The 16,934-nt window shown below is 69.5% G+C and carries 14 protein-coding genes; 9 read left to right on the top strand and 5 right to left on the bottom strand.

Going from position 1 to position 16,934, the window contains the following annotated elements; translation table 11 throughout:
- Positions 1 to 117 precede the first annotated feature (117 nt).
- Together ABI385_RS13440 and ABI385_RS13435 are read left to right on the top strand one after the other, a co-directional pair.
- Positions 118 to 1,884 carry a hypothetical protein gene (locus ABI385_RS13440; RefSeq protein ID WP_348104256.1) on the top strand — a complete coding sequence of 589 codons (1,767 nt, stop codon included), beginning with the start codon at positions 118 to 120 and terminating at the stop codon, positions 1,882 to 1,884.
- 17 nt (positions 1,885 to 1,901) lie between these two features.
- Entirely contained in the window at positions 1,902 to 3,416 is a 1,515-nt protein-coding gene (locus tag ABI385_RS13435) for an aminopeptidase P family protein (protein WP_348104255.1), read from the top strand.
- 10 nt (positions 3,417 to 3,426) lie between these two features.
- Here the strand turns inward: ABI385_RS13435 and ABI385_RS13430 are convergent, their stop codons facing one another.
- The 5 genes from ABI385_RS13430 to ABI385_RS13410 all read right to left on the bottom strand — a co-directional run bounded on the left by ABI385_RS13430 (position 3,427) and on the right by ABI385_RS13410 (position 10,577).
- Positions 3,427 to 4,002 (bottom strand): general stress protein, encoded by a 576-nt coding sequence (locus tag ABI385_RS13430; RefSeq protein ID WP_348104254.1) that lies wholly within the window; start codon positions 4,000 to 4,002, stop codon positions 3,427 to 3,429.
- Positions 4,003 to 4,098: 96 nt separating this feature from the next.
- Positions 4,099 to 5,469 carry an amidohydrolase family protein gene (locus tag ABI385_RS13425; protein ID WP_348104253.1) on the bottom strand — a complete coding sequence of 457 codons (1,371 nt, stop codon included), beginning with the start codon at positions 5,467 to 5,469 and terminating at the stop codon, positions 4,099 to 4,101.
- Between the two features lie 4 nt (positions 5,470 to 5,473).
- On the bottom strand, positions 5,474 to 6,325 hold the full coding sequence (locus ABI385_RS13420; protein WP_348104252.1) for a uracil-DNA glycosylase family protein: 852 nt from the start codon (positions 6,323 to 6,325) through the stop codon (positions 5,474 to 5,476).
- 4 nt (positions 6,326 to 6,329) lie between these two features.
- Positions 6,330 to 7,181 (bottom strand): caspase family protein, encoded by an 852-nt coding sequence (locus tag ABI385_RS13415; RefSeq protein WP_348104251.1) that lies wholly within the window; start codon positions 7,179 to 7,181, stop codon positions 6,330 to 6,332.
- Between the two features lie 87 nt (positions 7,182 to 7,268).
- Positions 7,269 to 10,577: a CHAT domain-containing protein gene (locus ABI385_RS13410; RefSeq protein WP_348104250.1), complete on the bottom strand. Its 3,309-nt coding sequence runs from the start codon at positions 10,575 to 10,577 to the stop codon at positions 7,269 to 7,271.
- Between the two features lie 267 nt (positions 10,578 to 10,844).
- On the opposite strand from ABI385_RS13410, the gene ABI385_RS13405 reads away from it, so the two are divergent.
- The 7 genes from ABI385_RS13405 (at position 10,845) to ABI385_RS13375 (ending at position 16,863) form a co-directional block, all read left to right on the top strand.
- Positions 10,845 to 11,693, top strand: a complete 849-nt coding sequence (locus ABI385_RS13405; protein WP_348104249.1) for an RIO1 family regulatory kinase/ATPase — start codon at positions 10,845 to 10,847, stop codon at positions 11,691 to 11,693.
- Between the two features lie 53 nt (positions 11,694 to 11,746).
- Positions 11,747 to 11,956, top strand: coding sequence for a DUF664 domain-containing protein (locus tag ABI385_RS13400; RefSeq protein ID WP_348104270.1), 210 nt, complete (start codon positions 11,747 to 11,749; stop codon positions 11,954 to 11,956).
- A gap of 45 nt (positions 11,957 to 12,001) precedes the next feature.
- Positions 12,002 to 12,820 carry an alpha/beta hydrolase-fold protein gene (locus tag ABI385_RS13395; RefSeq protein WP_348104248.1) on the top strand — a complete coding sequence of 273 codons (819 nt, stop codon included), beginning with the start codon at positions 12,002 to 12,004 and terminating at the stop codon, positions 12,818 to 12,820.
- 21 nt (positions 12,821 to 12,841) lie between these two features.
- Entirely contained in the window at positions 12,842 to 13,381 is a 540-nt protein-coding gene (locus ABI385_RS13390) for a hypothetical protein (RefSeq protein WP_348104247.1), read from the top strand.
- 76 nt (positions 13,382 to 13,457) lie between these two features.
- Positions 13,458 to 14,750 carry a magnesium transporter MgtE N-terminal domain-containing protein gene (locus tag ABI385_RS13385; protein WP_348104246.1) on the top strand — a complete coding sequence of 431 codons (1,293 nt, stop codon included), beginning with the start codon at positions 13,458 to 13,460 and terminating at the stop codon, positions 14,748 to 14,750.
- Positions 14,743 to 15,312 (top strand): DUF1003 domain-containing protein, encoded by a 570-nt coding sequence (locus ABI385_RS13380; protein WP_348104245.1) that lies wholly within the window; start codon positions 14,743 to 14,745, stop codon positions 15,310 to 15,312. The genes ABI385_RS13385 and ABI385_RS13380 overlap by 8 nt, the downstream gene beginning before the upstream one ends.
- Before the next feature lie 93 nt (positions 15,313 to 15,405).
- Positions 15,406 to 16,863 (top strand): sugar porter family MFS transporter, encoded by a 1,458-nt coding sequence (locus ABI385_RS13375; RefSeq protein WP_348104244.1) that lies wholly within the window; start codon positions 15,406 to 15,408, stop codon positions 16,861 to 16,863.
- Positions 16,864 to 16,934 lie beyond the last annotated feature (71 nt).

Here is a 16,934-nt window from a genome sequence, read left to right as displayed (position 1 = left end):
GATCCCTGCCGATCCTTACCGGCCGGCTCTCCTCGAACTCGGGCACTCGCCGGAACGGGATGCGACGATGAGGGAAGCCCGGTCGACGACGGGGCGGGGGTGGCGGGAGGTCATGTGATGCGAGCCCGCTCTATCGCCGGCACCGACGTCGCGTCTCTCTATGGCGCCCACCGACTTTCGCTCGTCCGCCTGGCGGTGCTTCTCCTGCCTCCCGACCAGAGCCGGGCCGGCGCCGAACAGGTCGTCCAGGACGCCTTCCTGCAGCTGCAGCGCGGTGGTGGCCGAGACGACCCTGGTGCGGCGCTGGCCTCCCTCCAGGCCGTCGTCGTCGCGGGGTCACGTCGACTCGCTCGATCCCACAGCCTCGACAGGCGATCCCGACCCGAGCCGTCACCGACTGCCGCACCGACGACGATGGACCGGGTCATCGCCCTGCCGCGGGCGCAGCGGGAGGCCCTGGTCCTGACGCTGTGGGCGGCCCGGAACGACCGTCAGGCGGCGGTCATCCTCGGGGTTCGCGAGTCCGCGGTCACCGCGGCGACTCACCGCGCCCTGGCGACCCTCCACACCACCGGGCCGTCTGCACCCGACAGCGCTGCACACGACCCCACCCTTGATCGGACCCTCGAACGAGTCGACGAGGCGCTCCACCGCTGGGCCGAGTCCGTCGCCGCGACCGACCTGCGGAGCACGTTCGCCGACGTGCTGGCCGAGGACGCCAGGATCACGGTGACCCATCGACGCCGGGGGCTCACCCTGGTCGCGACACTGGTCGTCGTGGCCCTGGTCGCAGCCGTGACTACGGCCATCGGCCGGCGTACCCCTGCGGCCACGCCACCTCCCCCGATCGAGACGACGGCCCCCATTGAACCGTTGTCCTCGCCGGCGCTGGCCCGGGACGAGAAGCCGCGCTCGGCGATCCCCTGGGACCAGGTCGGTCCGGGGTGGACCGTCCTGACCACCGCCGCCACGGCCATCGGGATCACGACCACGGTGCTGCTCGCCGCCCCGAACGGGACCCGGTACCCGATCAGCACCGCCGCCGACGGGATCGTGATCCAGGACGTCAGCCGCGACGGGCACCGGGTCCTGCTCTCGGTGGGCGCCCAACCGCAGGAGTGGGACCTGGTCGCCGGCACCTCGCGACCTCTGGGCGTCTCCTACGGCTGGAAGACGATGAGGTATGCGGGCACACCGGACAGCGGCTACCTCATGCTCTGGACGGACTCGAACGCGGCGGTCCAGCTGGACCACCGGAGCAGGGATGGCCGGCTCCTGGCCACCTACCCGTTCACCTTGCCTCCCGTGGCCGGCAGCCCCGGCACGCCCGGACTGGCCGTCGACCGCGCCACGGACACGGCCGTCGTGTCCACGATCGACGACCAGATCAAGCTCGTCGACCTGCATACCGACGCGGTGGCCACCCTGCCTCCGCCCGCCGGCGCATCAGGGTGCACGCCGCGCTCCTCGTGGTCCCGGGGCGAGGTCCTGCTGGCCTGCAGGTCGGCGGGCGGGCGTCTGTTCGTCAGCCCCCTGGACGGGTCCGCCGCCCGACCCGTGGGCGGCGCCGGTTTCTCCGACGCGTGGCCCTCACCGATCGGTACCACGGTCCTGCGCGGTGGCGACGCGTGCTCGACGAGCCTGACGGACATCGGCCCGGACGGGACGGTTCGCTCGGCTACGCTGCCACCGGTTGCCGCAGGCCTCGTGCTCAACACCGTCGTCGACGGGGTCGCCTCCTACGGCGGGACGCGCTGCGCCGATGACGGCGACCGGCTGGTGACCGAGGACCTCGGCTCCGGTCGGACGACGGTGCTGGCCGGCCCTGAGGCGGGCGGTCGGACCGTGCGCCAAGCCGTCGTCATCACCGCCGGCGGTGGTTGAGTGGCACCATGGAGACCGTGAGCGAAGAACAGAAGAAGAGCCTCAACGGAGCCCGTCCGACCACCGACGAGCTGCGGTCCTTCGTCTCGTCAGGCTGGTCGCCGCGCTCGACCACGCTTCCGGAGCGGGCCGAGGTCGCCTCGTATGCGGCCACCCGTCGGGAGGCGATCAGCGCCAGGTTCCCCGGTGACCGCCTCGTCATCCCCGCCGGGGGCCTGAAGGTGCGCAGCAACGACTGCGACTACGTGTTCCGACCGCACAGCGCGTTCGCTCACCTGACCGGGTTCGGCGGTGACCAGGAACCCGACGCCGTCCTCGTCCTCGAACCCCGCGAGGAGGGCGGTCACGACGCCGTCCTCTACTTCCGGCCCTGGGGCGGTCGCGACACGGACGAGTTCTTCAGCGACTCGCGTTACGGGGAGTTCTGGGTCGGTCCGAGGCCGACGCTCGAGGACATCGAGGCCGAGTTCGGCATCACCGCACGCCACATCGACGACTTCTCCGACGCGGTCGCCAAGGACGCCGGACACCTCGTTGTTCGCGTCGTCCGGGACGCCGACCGGGACCTCACCGCGACCCTCGACGAGGTCCGCAGCACCGCGACGGAGGAGTCGGAGGAGTCCGTCGAGGCGGCAGAGCAGACCCGCGTCGAGGCGGACGATGCGCTCGCCTCGGCCCTGTCCAGCCTGCGGCTCGTCAAGGACGAGTACGAGATCGAGCAGATGCGTCAGGCCGTGGCCGCTACCCAGGAAGGCTTCGAGGCGGTCATCGCCGAGCTGCGCGAGGCCCTGGCCCGCGGTCGTGGTGAGCGCTGGGTCGAAGGTGTCTTCGGCCTGCACGCCCGGCACAGTGGCAACGGCATCGGATACGAATCCATCTGCGCCAGCGGTGACCACGCGACCACGCTGCACTGGGTCAAGAACACCGGTGACGTGCTGGAGGGTGACCTGCTGCTGCTCGACGCCGGCGTGGAGGTGGACTCCCTCTTCACCGCCGACATCACCCGCACGCTTCCGATCGACGGGACCTTCACCGAGACGCAGCGCACCATCTACGACGCCGTCTACGCGGCCCAGCAGGCGGCGATGCAGGTGATGCGGCCGGGCGTGAAGTACAGCGAGATCCACGACACCGCGATCCGGGTGATCGCCGAGCACCTGCACGAGTGGGGGTTTCTCCCCGAAGGCGTCGACGTCGAGGCAGCCCTCGACACCGAGCACGGCCAGCAGTTCCGCCGTTGGATGGTGCACGGCACAAGCCATCACCTGGGCCTGGACGTGCACGACTGCGCCCAGGCGACGCGTGAGGAGTACAAGGACGGCGTGCTCGAGGCGGGGATGATCCTGACCGTCGAGCCCGGTCTCTACTTCAAGGCCGACGACCAGCTGGTCCCCGAGGCGTTCCGCGGGACGGGCGTGCGGATCGAGGACGACGTCCTCATCACCGCCGACGGGTTCGAGAACCTCTCAGCCGGTATGCCTCGCACGGCTGACGACGTCGAGGCCTGGATCGCCCGGATCTGGGGCCGCTGAGCCCTTTCGCTCAGATCGAGCCGGCGGGCGGGGGCACCTGCTCGGGAGCCGCGGCCGGCGTCGTGACCTGCTGCGCGGCATAGGCAGACGCCCCGCCGAGGCCGCCGGCGCCGAGGATCTCGCGGGCCCGCTGGGCGTGCTTGTGCTCCACGAGCACCTCGTACTTGCTCGGTACGGTGAGGCTCACCGAGCTGAAGTCGCGCCGACCGCCGGTGAGGGAGTAGGTGATGGCGCCCCAGATGACACCGAAGAGGGCGCCGAAGAGCACCGTCGCGACGACGATCCCGACCGGGCTGCCCTGCGAGGTGAACAGCGCGAAGATCAGGCCGATGAACAGACCGAGCCAGATGCCGGAGAGCGCGCCACCGAGCAGCACGCGCCCCCAGGTGAGCCGTCCGGTGACCCGCTCGAGCTGTTTGAGCTCGGTGCCGACGATGAGGCAGTTCTGCACGGGGAACTCCGCGTCGGAGAGGGTGTCCACCGTCTTCTGGGCCTCCTCGTACTTCTCGAAGATACCCAGCGACATCGGGTACTCGAGCGCGAGGCGGGATCGGACCGTGCGGAGACCGTTCGGTTGCGTGCTCATGCCTGATTGTCTCAGACTCACCCGCAGCGGCGGCGACGCGGACCCGGCCCCCAGGTCACGGTTCCGTCCCGATCAGGCGTGCTGTGGTGAGAGAGGTCAGGCGTAGATCGGACCTACCTGCGGGTAGGTGGTCGTGAGCAAGGTCCGGATCTGCGACAGCGACGGGGTCGGCGACTGGTGGCCCGACCCATAGCCGTTGTCGAGCCGCATCGGCTTTCCCCATGCGAGCAGCGACTCGATCGTGTCGCTCTGCGCGTTGCCGGACAGCCGCTCGAACCAGTCCTGCCGCGCGTAGGTGATGTCGCCGCCGATGCAGACGAGCTCCACCCACGACGGGTCCGCCAGGCAGACGTTCTCGTAGGGGTCGGCGTGATGGCGCTCGAGCACCAACAAGTCCGCCGGCCGGCCCACTGCAACCGCTCCCAGATGTGCTGACAGGCCCGCGACCGACGCCGCCACCGAGGTGACCATCGCTACGAGCTCGGCCGCGGTGACCGGGTGGCCCTGGAGGGCGAGCTGGCGTCGCGCCACCTTCATCTCGGCGAGCAGGCTGGTCGACCCCGACGGCAACCAGTCGGCTCCGAGCGCCACCTGCATACCGGCCTGCCGCGCAACGCCCGCGGATGTCGTCGCGCCGTAGAGCCGCAGGTTGGACTGCGGCGACCAGACCAGCCGGCACCCCGCGTCGGCGAGCGTGTGCAGGTCGGTCTCGGACAACGCCGAACCGTGGATGACGTTGGTCGCTGGGGTGGCTGCGCCCGCGTGCAGGAAGCTCGCGAACTCCGTGGCGCTGCGTTCGTCGCCCGGGACGCCTTCGCACAGGTGCAGGTAGAAGGCGTCGACATCACCGGTGCCGATGTCGGCCACGATCTTCTTGAGCCGAGGCATGTCGCGGCTCGAACCCGTGGGCAGGTCGATCATGGCCCGGGCACGGTGGTCACCGAACACGAAGAGATCCACGTTGCGTACCAACGGTTCTGCCGTAGCGGTGCTGGCTCCTGAGGCCCCTTGGATCGCCGTCACGCCGGCGGTCAAGGCGCGGATCTCGGCATACCGGCTCTGGGTCTGCGGGGGCAGGGTACTGAGAATGGTGTTCTGCGGGTCCCGGACCAGGACGCGATACGGGGTGCTTGCGCGCCAGCGGTACCGGTTGGCATAAAGCCTCGGTGGCTCCCAGGCCGCGAAGACGTTGAACTCCGGGTGTCCGTGCAGGTCGAGCAGCCCGGGCAGGATCACGCCGTCGGTCTCGGTGACCGTGACACCGGTCGGCTTGCGTTTCCCGACGGTCGCAATGACCCCGTTCTCGACGGTGACGTAACCGCTCGGCCACGCCTCATCGGGCGTGATCACCGCGCCGTGCAGGCAGAACGGAGCAGGGGGCAAGGCCCGGGGGCGGCGCGGCGCAGGTTCCTGCCGCCGCGTCACGCCGCGCTTGTATGCGCGTTCGAACGTTCCGGTGGAAGCCATCGCGTCAGCTCCCGCCGGTCGGGGTGAGGACGGGCCAGGTGCGCGCCCGGGTGGGGACGACCACCTGGATGGTCGCGCGTTTCAGCTGGGTGTCCTTGCCCGTCCGTGAGGCCCACGCCGCCAGCTCGAACCACCAGTCCGGCGAACCGGGCGGCAGGTCTGCCTGGGGGATCCGGGCGAGATCGCCCTCCTGCCAGCTGTTTCCATAGACCGTCGCAGTTGGAGGGAAGTCTGGCTGGACGTGTGACCTCAGCTCGGGCAGGTGGGCGTTCCAGTCGGAGAGCAGGATCTCGGTGGCCGCGGCGAGCGTCTTCTGGCCACTGGCCGAAGCGCTCTCGGGATAGGTGGGGTGTCGCAGGGCGGTGTGCTGTAGTCCCGCAGCCAGCTGCGGGCGGGAGCCCAGCCAGGACTGGTAAGCCGACGCCGCGAGCATGCCCAGGGTGATCACGGTCGTCACGCGGGTGCCGTCCAGAAGCGCGTCGAGCCAACGGTTCCGGTAGTCCGCGATGTGCTCGTCGTGCTCGTGCCGGCTGCCGCCACCCTGACCGTAGACGCTGTAGAGGAACGTATTCACCATCGTGTAGGAGTGGGCGACCCCCAGCTTCGCGAGCAGCCCCTGCACGCGTTGTCCCGCCTCACCCACGAGGATGCGGCGACTGACGCTCTCGTGCGTCGCGGGGTCCTGCCCGAGGACCAGCACCACGGCGGAGCCGTCGAGACGGCCCCGGTGGAAGATCGGGCCCCACTCGGTGCGGAAGTCCTTCTGCGGGTATACGTCTTCACCCGGGTAGTCCGCAACGAGGGAGTCGAACGGTGGCGGGTACCCCGGGCAGAACGCGTGCTTCAGGAGCGGCATCGGGTCACGACCCGTCCGGCAGTGCACCGAAAGCGGACCGCTTGGCCCTCTGAGACGCCTCGAGCTGGGCGCGCTGTTCGAAGTCACCGGTGCGCAGCGCCTGGCTGACGGCGGTCATCAGAGCAGACCGGGACGGATAGCCGCCGCCCTTGACCGCCTCGAGAAAGTAGTACGTGAACGCGCCGTTGTAACGTCCGTCGAAGTAGGCGTCGGCCGAGGTCTGGTCCGCGCGACAGGCGGCATACAGGACCGCCCTCGTGGCCGCGGGCGTCGACCTGACCAGCTCCTGCAGGCCCTTGGGGTCCGACTTCGGGGCCAGACGCAGGATGCCTTTGCGGGTGGGCGGAGGAAGGAACCGAGGGCGCCGCCCCGACAGCAGGTCGATGTCGCGCAGGCCCGTCCCGCTGTGGCAGGTGTCGAGGACCACCTCGACGAGCACGCCTTTGGGAATGTCCTGGAGGAGGACGTTCAGCTCGTCGTCGACGATCACGGTGTCGCGGTCCCAGTCGTCACCCTTCTGGGCGATGTCGTGGCAGGCGAACGCCTCGTCGACGTGGTCGACCTTCTCGTCGCCGTTGGTGTCGGGCACCTGCGTTCCGTGGCTGGAGAAGGAGAAGACGACGTGGTCCAGGGCGCCGGCCTTGGCCTTGCCGACCATGTCGGTCAGCGCCGTCATGACGTTGGCCTTGGTGGCCGCGGCATCCGCCAGCACGGTGACGTTGCGGCGGGTGAAGCCCGGCTGGGTGAGCAGCAGCGCGGACATGTCGTTCGCGTCGTTGACGCACCCGTTCAGCCAGCTCGAGGTGGGCAGGTGGGCGAACTCGTTGATCCCGACACAGAGGGCGCGAGCAGTCATGATGGGTCCTTCCGGTGTAGTCGTGCTTCTGAGCAGCCGAATGACTGAGTTTTTGAACAGCTGTGTGGTGCAGTGGTTTTGCCGAGGTCAGTCCCGGACGAGAACAGCGTCGGGGCGCGCGTAGACGACGTAGGCCAGCCAGGTCGCGTCGCCGCGGTCGCCGTTCCGGGCAGCGCTGCGTGCGGCGAGGGCCGCCTCGGCGACCGTCCGTCCGTCGAGGAGCTGACGGTAGAAGGTCTCGGCGAAGGCCTGTGCCGGCACCTGGTTGACCGACCACAGGCAGGAGACGAACGCGGAGGCCCCCGCCTCCAGGAAGGCACGTGCGAACCCGCCGAGGGAGGTCAGCTCCTCCCCCGAACGGCCCACCTGACAGGCGTTGAGGACGACCAGCGGTCCAGGACCGTCGCGTCTGGACAAGCGGGCGTTCTCCGCGACGGTCGTCGACGACAGGTAGTCGGCCACCAGGGCGTCCCCGACCCGGCGTCCGGCCAACAGAATCCGCGCGTCGGCAATGTTGGTGGCGTCGGCCTCGCCGTGACCGCTGAAGTGCAACAGGTCGAAGCTCCCCCGGCGCCGCAGCAGCGCGCGGACCTTGGCCTCGGTCGCCGTGACCTCGGTCGCGCCGAGGGTGGCGGTGAGGAAGGCCCTCTCCAGCCCGGCCTGGTCCAGGTCGTTCCGGTCGTCGGCGTAGTCCGGACAGACTGCGAAGACCTCCCCGGGCCGGGCCCGCAGGGTCGCCGTCGCCGGAAAAGGCGTGAACTGCCACCGGACAAGCCCGAGCTGGCCGAGGAACCTCGGCGCCTTCTGGCGTGGGCCGGTGGCGGGCTTCAGATGCACGAGCTCCCAGGGGATGAACGGCTCGTCGGTGAGGAGGAACAGGCCCTCGAGCCTGCCTCGGTTCGTCCAGAGGAACCGCTGCATCTCCTGGGGGAAGAGCTGCTCGAACAGGGCGGCGCCGAGGTCCTGCAGCTTGGCGAGGTAGGTCCGCGGTGCCGTCGAGTAGTCGAACCACAGCGCCATCACCTCCTTGATCCGGTTCGAGACGAACGCCTCGGGGTCACCGATGTCCGCGGACTCGTATGTGAGCCGATGGTCGGTGGAAGAGAGGTCGGCGCCGGGCATGCGCAGCTCGTACTGGAAGTGGGTCTGGCCACCGCGTTGGATCTGCGAGATCTCGAGCCACGGTGTGTCGGCCAGCACTGGCGAGGTGCTACTCGCGATCTCGACCTGACCGCGGGTCACCGCTTGTCGTCCCCCCGGTGCGTCGGAGGCGGCCGCGGCGACCGCAGCAGAGACCGCCTCGGTGGCCAGCTCGAGCGTCCCGAGCAGCTCCGCTCCCTGTCGGGCGAGAACGCGTACGCGTACCGGCCCGACCGCGACTGCGTGCACCGCAAAAGTGACGTCCGACGAGGCGATGCCTGGCTGGAGCAGGACCAGCCGCAGGTCCTCGTCCTCGAGGACGGCGTTCGTCGACGGCACCAGCTGGATCGACACCGGGATCTCGGGCCGGATGGTCAGCACCGTCTGCCGCGAGGCCGTTCCTGTGGCGGCGTCGAGTGGGCCGCGTGACAGCCGGACCCGGACCGAGACGCTGAGGCCGACCGTCGGATGAAGGGGCATCTCGGCCCGCAGCCGCGCCCGGACCGTCGGCGTCGCGGACTCGTCCGGCGGCTCGGCGTTCGTGGGGAACGAGGGCTGCCAGCCGTCCGGCAGTCGCTCCTCGACCGCGACCGGCCCCCGTTGGTGCGGTTGCTCAGGCGGGACCAGAGGTGGTTCGACACGGTTCGGAGGCGGCCCAGCCGAGGCTGTGTCAAGGCTGTCGAGGCTGTCGAGGCTGTCGAGCCGGTCGACGAGCCAGGACTGGAGGGCCTTGGCCACAACCGGTTGTGAGAAGTAGTTGGTGTGGTAGACAACAGCATTCGTTCCCAATGCGAGGGTATCGCGCACATATCCCCCACCGTGCGGCAGGTCGATGGCGCTCATCGACGCATCGTCGACGACCAGGTCGTTCGGACCGTCGAACACCTTGTCGACGACCCCCTCGACGAGGCGGCTGAAAACCTCGGCGGGGATCTCCTCGGGCCTGGTGGCGGTCGTGGCATGGAAGTCCGACGAGACGACGAACCACGGGGTGCCGGGACGCGGCTGCCCAGGCTGGTCCTGGTTGATCGTCTCGACGAACGCGCCGTCGGGGTTCATCGCCGCCAGGCCGGGGACGCTCCCACTCGCTGTCGCGTAGGACGCGAGCCAGCTGACGAGAGCGCCGATGCCCCTGATCGCCGACACGGCCGCGTCGGCGAGCACTCCGCCCCCGGGAACGGCGGCGAGCGCTCGGGCGTGCGCCGAGACGAGGTTGGTGTAGAGGTCGGCGAGGTCCTTCCACCGATCTGCGTCGGCGAAGTGCGTCCCGGCGTTCGTCGCAGCCACGAACACTGCCCGGTCCACCCGACCCCGCCAGGCCAGGCCCGGCAGCACCGACTCGGCGAAGCTTCGTGCCGTGAGCCCACCGCGGCTGTGGCACAACACATCGAGCGTCACCGGCGCCGTGGCGACCAGGGCGACGAGTCGCTGCCCAAGGTCGGTGGCATTGGCCAAAGGGTCGACGCTGAGGGTGCGGTGGTCGAAACCGACGACCGCGTCGTATGCCTCGACCGCCGCCTCGAGGAAGGCACGCCCCTCTGCGGTGGCGGCCAGGCCGGAGAAGGCGCCGAGGGTCGAGTCGAACGTTCCGTGGACCAGGAGCAGAACGCGGTTGGGGCGGGCGGCGTCGAGACCCACGGCCGCGAGGTCGTCGACGCGCGTCCACCCGCTCGGATCGGCGGAGGTCACGTGCACGAACCCCGGCTCCACCCGACTCTCCAGCAGGCGTATCGCGGCGTCGCCGAGGGCGCCGGCCGCGAACGACAGCACGGTTGCACGGGCTCCGGCACTGCTGGTCGGCCAGCCGAGGTCACGGACTCGCGTGCGTTCGGCTGCCCCGGAGGTCGGTGCGATGCTGATGTCGAACCGCGCCACCCGGCCGGACAACGCCCGGTCCGTGCCGCGGCTGCGGGGCCGCGGTTCGTGCGTCGGGAGGACCCACGAGTAACAGCCACCGGTCTCGAGCAGGACCACGGCATCCTCGTCATCGGCCACGTCCAGAGCGATCGTGACGGCGGCCGGGCGCGGACGAGCCCGCAGCCCTCGGTCACCGAGACCACGACCAGTGCCCGACGTGATGGCGACCCGCTGCACCTGGTTGAACCCGTTGTCCCGCAACGTGTTCACGACCACCGTATCGACGTCCTGGGGAGTAGTCCCGTCGATCCCTCGGCTTCGCGTGCGCACGCTCGTGGCGCGGTAGGTCACCGGGTGCGTGACACGCAACCGCCCGCGAGCGAACGACGTCGTCGCCACCTGTCGCCTCCTGCCGGGGTGAAGGCCAGTGAGGACACCTAGCGTGCACCTCACCGGCGTGTAGAGCGGCACATTGCGCAAAACCGGTTCGTCACAAGGAGGTCGTAGCTCAGACGCGGATACACAGGTTGGGAAAAGCGGTTGCGCGCCAGAGCTGCGATCCGAGACGCTCGAGCCCTGCTGCGATCGATCCGAGGAGGAGTGACATGTCGACGACTGTCCTGGGTGTGTTCTGCCCCGCGTTCCTCTTAGCTCTGGAGATCCACAGTGACACCTGCAACACCATCCGCCGACGACTGGGACATCGCGTCGTTCGCGCTTGACAGCAAGCCCGACGGACCGCCCGCAGGAGACCAGTGGTCCTCGTGGGACGGGTCGATGCACGGCCCGAAACCTCGACCCGACTGGGTCGTCACCGCCCTCGGCGCGGTCGATGCCGACCTCGGCGTGCTCAAGTCCGGCAAGGAGGCGGAGGTCCACATCGTGCGCCGCTGGGTTCCCGACCAGCCGGGCCAGGACGTCCTGATGGCCGCCAAACGGTTCCGCGGCGCCGAACACCGGATGTTCCACCGAGACACCGGCTATCTCGAAGGCCGACGGGTGCGGCGCAGTCGCGAGATGCGGGCCATGGGACGTCGCACCGAGTTCGGCAAGGCCCTCATCACTGGACAGTGGGCCATGGCCGAGTTCGACGCGCTCGGAAAGCTCTGGGAGATGGGGCTGCCCGTGCCCTATCCCGTCCAGCTGGGCGACACCGAGATGCTGATGGAGCTCATCGGTCAGGACGGCGAGGCAGCCCCTCGACTGGTCCAGACCAGACCCCCCGCCGACCTGCTGCCCGAGCTGTTCGAGCAGCTGCGCGAGACCATGACGACGCTCGCGTTGCGTGGGTGGGCGCACGGGGACCTCTCGCCCTACAACGTGCTGCTCGACGGTGAGCGGCTCGTGGTGATCGACTGGCCGCAGATCGTCGACATCATCGGCAACCCGCACGGACCGGAGTTCCTGGAGCGCGACGCGAAGAACATGGCCGACTGGTTCACTCGGCGGGGATATCCCGTCGACGACGGCGAGCTCTTCGGGGACCTGATGGCGGCAGCGACGTCGAGGTGGTGACCGATGACCGACAGCCAGGCCAGGAGGAGCCATCGGACCCCTAGCCGGACGAGCTGAAACAGGCGTACCTCGACGCCTGCGCGCGCAGCCGCGCGGTCGTGGCTGCGACGGGTGACCTCGCGGTCCTGTCCGTCGGGACGCTGCGCAACGGCTCGCACGTCTCGTTGCGCTGGGTCGTTCTCCACATGATCGAGGAGACGGCCCGGCACGCGGGTCACGCCGACCTCGTCCGGGAGTCGATCGACGGCGAGACGGGCGAGTAGCCGGATCCGGCCTGGGTTCGCCGTCAGTCGCGCTACGGTCGCCCGGTGGGTACCATCGGCCGTCGCACCGTGTTGCGGGGTGCGCTGGGACTGGCCGGCGCTGGTGCCGTGAGCAGCGTCGCCGGGTGCTCGCTGCTGCGGCCGCCCTCGCCAGGACTGGTCGAGGGGTCGTTCCGGTCGTCTGCGCGCGGCGGGGTCGACACCGGGTATGCCGTGCTCTACCCGCCCGACTCCCCTACCGATGCGTCGCTGCCCGTGGTCGTCGCCCTGCACGGCAAGGGCGGGAGCCACCGCGACGTCGAAGGTCTTGTCGACCTCGGCGCCCTGATGCGCTCCGGGACGATGGTGGCGCCGTTGGCCGTGGTGGGCGTCGACGGCGGTGACAGCTACTACCACCGACGCAAGGACGGCACCGATGTCGGCGCCATGGTGACGGACGAGCTGGTCCCGCTGCTCGCGGCCCGCGGTCTCGACACCTCCCGGCTGGCCCTGATGGGGTGGTCGATGGGCGGGTACGGCGCGCTGCTGCTCTGCGCGACGACCCTGAAAGGCCGGGTCCGGGCGGTCTCGACGATGAGCGCCGCCCTGTGGCAGCAACCGGGGTTGAGTGCGCCGGGTGCGTTCGACGACGCCCAGGACTTCCGGGACCACGACGTGTTCGGTTTGCGCACCGTCATCGGAGCAGTCCCGCTGCGGGTCGACTGCGGGACGTCCGATCCCTTCATCGTCGCCAACCGGGCGTTCGTGACGGGCTTCGTCGAGCCGCCCGAGGGAACCTTCGCCACCGGTGGCCACACCGACGACTACTGGCGGACCACGGTGCCGGCGCAGATCGCGTTCGCCTCGCGACACCTGGCTGGTTGACCATCGCCTACGCTCGGCACCGTGACCGAGCAGCCCGCTCCGGAGGTCGACGCCGCCCAGGGCGCCAACATCACGGCCCTGGTCGGCGAGGCGATGACCAAGTCGGGGATCATCTGGGTCGAGGTCCCGGGCGACCGGGCCTGGCCGGTCTGGCACGCCTGGGTCGCGCCGACCGCCTACGTGGTCAACGGCCCCGGGGAGCAGCATCTGCCGTGGCTACCGGAGGAGGTCGTCCTCGTGCTGCGCAGCCAGGACACCGGCGGCCGACTCCTGCGCGTGCGGGCCAGAACCCGCGTCCTCGCCGACACCGAACCGCAGTGGGAGACCGCCACCACCGCCTTGTCAGCAGGACGACTCAACGCGCCGCCCGGTGCCCTCGACCGCTGGCGTTACGAGTGCGCGGTGACGGCCCTGACCCCGTACGGCAACCCGGTAGAAGGTCCGGGCAGCTACACGGACGGGTCGGGCGCCGCGACCCCCCCGGCATCCCGCGCCACCACCAGCCGGTGGCGTCCGTGGCACCTGTTCGGGCGGCCCAAACGGCGCCGCGGCACTCGCTGACCCGTTCCGAAAAGCCGTTCCGGTGAACCTGCCGCGGCGGCCGGGCGACGCATACCGCTGCGGCTAACCTTGCCCCGTGAGCCCCGCCTCCCGTGTCTTCGTCGCGCGCCTCGCCGGCCTGCGCGTCTTCGACCCGTTGGGCGACCCGGTCGGTCGGGTTCGCGATGTCGTCGTGGCGTTCAGCAGCACGGTGGCTCGGCCACGCGTCATCGGTCTGGTCGTGGAGGTGCCCGGACGGCGCCGGGTGTTCGTGCCGATGACGAGGGTCACCTCGCTCGACGCCGGTCAGGTCATCACCACCGGCCTGGTCAACATGCGCCGGTTCGAGTCGCGCACCAACGAGACACTCGTCCTCGCCGAGCTCTTGGAGCGCAGCGTCACCGTGACCTCCCCCGACGGCTCGTTTCCCGGCACTGTCGAGGACGTCGCCATGGAGGCGCGCGGTCGCAACTGGAACGTCACCAAGGTGTTCTGTCGCAAGGATGGTGGCTCCCAGGGCCGCGGACTGACGCTGCGTAGGCGCGGCGAGACCGTGCTCGTGGACATCGAGGACGTCGAGGGCCTGCGGATCCGCTCGGGCGACCAGAGCGCGGCCAAGCTCCTCGAGAGCTACGACGACCTTCGGGTCGCTGACCTCGCCAACATGATCCACGACCTCAGCCCGCAGCGGCGTGCCCAGGTCGCCGCCGAGCTCGACGACGAGCGGCTCGCCGACATCCTCGAGGAGCTACCCGAGGACGACCAGGTCGAGATCCTCGCGGGGCTCGACACCGAACGCGCCGCCGACATCCTCGAAGCCATGCAGCCCGATGACGCGGCCGACCTGCTGGCCGAGCTGTCGACGGACCAACAGGAGCAGCTTCTGCAGCTGATGGAACCGGACGAGGCCGCGCCCCTGCGCCGATTGCTGGCTTACGACGAGAAGACCGCTGGTGGCCTGATGACCACCGAGCCCGTCATCCTCGGCCCTGAGGCCACGATCGCCGAGGCGCTGGCGGTCGTCCGCCGCGAAGAGCTGGCTCCCGCCCTCGCCTCCACGATCTTCGTATGCCGGCCACCACTGGAGACGCCGACGGGGAGGTTCATCGGCGTCGTCCACATCCAACGGTTGCTGCGCGAACCGCCGCACTCCTCAGTGGGTTCGGTGGTGGACAAGGGAATAGAACCGATGCCGGTCGACGCTCCGCTCGAGCAGGTCACCCGGATGCTTGCGACCTACAACCTGGTCGCCGTCCCGGTGGTCGACCGGGACGGGCGTTTCCTCGGCGCGGTCACCGTGGACGACGTCCTCGACCACATCCTCCCGGAGGACTGGCGGGAGGACCGTCACGAGGACCGGCGCAGCGGGCGTGAGGTGACCCGTGGCTGACCGGAACGACCGAGCGGACCGGCGAGTCGTTCGGTCTGGGCGCAGGCGGGACGACGCGCCCCGACTCGACCAGCCCCAGGAGTTCCGGCGACGCTTCGTCCCCACGCCGTCCTTCTCACCGGAGACCTTCGGACGGTGGAGCGAGGCATTCGCCCGCGGGATGGGAACCGCCTCGTTCATCGTCGGCATGACCGTCTTTGTCGGGGCCTGGCTGGTGTGGAACACCTTCGCGCCCGAGGCACATCAGTTCGACCCGCGCGCGACGAACTACACCCTGCTCACGCTCATCCTGTCGCTGCAGGCGTCCTATGCGGCGCCCCTCATCCTGCTAGCCCAGAACCGCCTGGCCGACCGCGACCGCGTTGCGTTGGAGCAGGACAGAGCCAGGGACGAGCGCAACCTCGCCGACACCGAGTTCCTCACCCGAGAGGTCGCGGCGTTGCGGATCGCGTTGCGAGACATAGCGACTCGGGACTTCGTGCGCTCCGAACTGCGCCAGCTGCTGGACGAGATGGAGGAGCGCGGTCTGTCGGGCAGCGTCGACGACGAGCCGCGCCGATAAGACTTGTGCATTTTGTGCCTGCCGGTGCCGGTCACGCCCGACTCCCCGGGTACACAATGAACCGCAAACACCACGACGCGTGAGGCGGTTCCGATGGCTGACACCAGCTCGATCCCCAGCACAGGCCCACTCGGCGAGGACGACGAGAACGCCCCCATCGGTCCAGCAATCAAGGTCGCCGCGGTCGCCGCGCTCGGCGGGTTCCTGTTCGGCTACGACAGCGCCGTCATCAACGGCGCGGTCAGCGCGATCGGCAAGGTGTTCGACGTCGAGTCCGGCGCCTTGGGGTTCGCGGTGGCGTCCGCGCTGCTCGGCGCCGCCGTCGGCGCTGTGTTGGCGGGTCGGATTGCCGACCGGTTCGGCCGGCTGCGCGTCATGCAGGTCGCCGCCGTGCTTTTTCTCATCAGCGCCCTCGGGTCCGGCTTCGCCCCCGACCTGCTCGTGCTCATCGTGTTCCGCATCATCGGCGGTCTCGGCGTGGGCATCGCATCGGTGATCGCCCCCGCATACATCGCCGAGATCGCGCCCGCCCGGTTGCGTGGCCGGCTGGGTTCGCTGCAACAGCTGGCCATCGTCACGGGCATCTTCCTTTCGCTGCTTGTCGACTACATCTTCGCGACGGTCGCGGGCAGCTCCTCCAGCCCGTTCTGGTTCGGGCTCGACGCGTGGCGCTGGATGTTCCTCGCGATGATCGTCCCCGCCGTCCTCTACGGGGGCCTGTCGCTGTTCATCCCCGAGTCCCCGCGCTACCTGATCGCGAACCGGCAAATCCCCGAGGCTCGCCGCGTGCTCGACTTGATGCTGGGCTCCAAAGGCACCGAGGAGCGGGTCACCCGCATCCAGCACTCCCTCAAGTCCGACACCAAACCGTCCTGGTCCGACCTGCGGGCACCCAAGGGCGGGCTGCTGCCCATCGTCTGGATCGGCATACTGCTGTCCGTCTTCCAGCAGTTCGTCGGCATCAACGTGATCTTCTACTACTCCAACATTCTCTGGGAGGCAGTCGGGTTCAGCGAGGCCGACTCCTTCAAGATCACCGTCATCACCGCGGTCGTCAACATCGTGACGACCCTGATCGCCATCGCCACCGTCGACCGTGTCGGACGCAAGCCGCTGCTCGTCATCGGCTCGATCGGGATGACGGTGAGCCTCGGCGTGATGGCGTTGATCTTCGGTGTCGCCAAGACCACCACGGATGCAGCGGGTGCGGTGAACCCCGTGTTGACTGGCGCCGAGGGTCCGATCGCCTTGGTCGCGGCGAACGTCTTTGTCATCGCGTTCGGTATGTCGTGGGGCCCAGTCGTCTGGGTTCTGCTTGGCGAGTCTTTCCCGAACCGGATTCGCGCGGCCGCGCTCTCGCTGGCCGCCGGCGCCCAGTGGGTGGCCAACTGGCTGATCACCGTCAGCTTCCCGACGATGAAGGACATCTCCCTTTCCCTCTCGTACGGCTTCTACGCCGTAATGGCGCTGCTGTCGTTGATCTTCGTCGTCAGATGGGTCAAGGAGACCAAGGGCAAGGAGCTCGAGGACATGGACGACCTCATGGTCTGATGGGTGCGCGGGGTCACACCCGCAGCCCGGCCGACGGGTCAGCCGCTGCTCCTGAGCCGACATAGCATGGA

The organism is Lapillicoccus sp., from assembly GCF_039935575.1.
GTDB lineage: Bacteria > Actinomycetota > Actinomycetes > Actinomycetales > Dermatophilaceae > Lapillicoccus.
Note: the sequence above shows the minus strand (reverse complement) of the source record. Positions and strands in the feature narration are given on the sequence as shown.